Origin of the sequence: Halorubrum sp. FL23 (assembly GCF_052439115.2) — an archaeon.
GTDB classification, from domain to species: domain Archaea; phylum Halobacteriota; class Halobacteria; order Halobacteriales; family Haloferacaceae; genus Halorubrum; species Halorubrum persicum.
The window spans coordinates 1-1,467 of the sequence record NZ_JBQVRO020000052.1 but is presented as its reverse complement, the minus strand read 5'-3'; the positions used below and the strand labels follow the sequence as shown (position 1 = coordinate 1,467).

Genomic DNA, 1,467 nt, shown 5'->3' with positions numbered 1-1,467 from the left:
GGTCGCGTCGCAAGATCATTTAGAACCAAGCCAACACTCGACGCAACGAAGTAGCAGTTGATACGTCAGAGGAAGGGGACTGCTTCAGTGTTAGAATGGAAGAGTCCCCAATCGAGATTACACTCACCGTCCAATTGGCTCTGACGATTGATCCTACCGAGCAGTATCCACTCGCCGTGATAACTGAGATACTCGCCAAGCAGAACATCACGTCTATCCTCGTTGAGGCACTTGTCGAGTGCCTCAACGAGCGTTCCGTCAAGAACTTCTGCGGTGAAAAACACGCTCACGGCAACGGAACCGAGAGATTTCAACGCTCTGCGACGTGTACTCGCTCGGCGGTAACCACCGCCGGCGAGCACACGTTCACCCTCGACTACGTTGAGGATACCACTGCCGGTGAAGATGAACAGTCACACTTCCGCCCTGTTGAGAACCTCATTCAGTTCGATGGAAAGAAGCGTTATCAAGAGGACATCTCTCTCAAAACAGTTGATCTCGCTACAACACTCTCGTATCGGGACGCAGCCTCGGCGGGCGACGGCTTCGAGAAGATGCCGTCGCCCGACACCATCCAGCGGCGAGTCAAAGACTACGGTCAGAAACTCTCATCGTTTGTTTCTGACCACATTCCGGGTACGGAAGCTGAAACCGTCATCCCTGACGGGACAAAGTGTCATAGTCAGGATGACGACCGTAGTCAGCACGAGGTTCAGATCACACTCGCGGAAGACGATGATGGTGAAACTCGATCTGTGCTTGATGTCTCGGTCAATGCTGATTGGATCGATATTGCGAGTGACCTTGACGAACAGAACGCGATCACTGACGACGCATCGGTCGTCAGTGATAGCGAAAACAGACTTGTGACGGCCTTTACCGCCGAAGACCGTTACCACCAACTTGATTTGGTACATGTTCCACGCTCGCTCAGACACAGGCTATCCGTTGATGGTGCACTGGAATTGGAGACGCGAAAAGAGATCATCTCAGACGTGAGTGGTGAGTTGTTCCATCTGAAGAATTCAGTGGAGAAACACCGTCCAGAAGAGGAGTATTCGGCGATCCGCAAGCGGATCGCCCGAACACGCGAACGGATAGAGAAGACGACTTGGCAATTGAGCCAGTTCGGCTCAGAGAAAGCAGCAGCGTACTTGCGGCGGGGATTACCGTCGATGCAGACGTTTGCTGAGAAAGCACTCGACGGGATCGAGGTGCGGTGGACCTCGAATCCCGTCGAACGGGCAATGGGTGAAGTCGCTAAACGATGCAAGCGAGACTGGATGCAGTGGAGCCGGGATGGATTGAATGCAGTGCTTCAGCTCCGACTGGTGAAGTACCAAGACCCAGATCGCTACAACCAGTTCTTCGATACGGTTCTGTGTGAATCACTCAACGAGAAGATTCACTGCACTACCTCAGTTGAGGCCACTGGAGGTGAAGTCTAAACGGTTCTGAGACGCGACC

Annotated in this window: 1 protein-coding gene; it reads left to right on the top strand. The window is 53.2% G+C overall.

Annotated elements, in window-relative coordinates; genetic code table 11:
- Nucleotides 1-110 precede the first annotated feature (110 nt).
- The gene (locus tag ACT4MF_RS18820; protein WP_444683850.1) at nt 111-1,448 is read left to right on the top strand and encodes an ISH6 family transposase; all 1,338 of its coding nucleotides are present in this window, start codon (nt 111-113) and stop codon (nt 1,446-1,448) included.
- Nucleotides 1,449-1,467 lie beyond the last annotated feature (19 nt).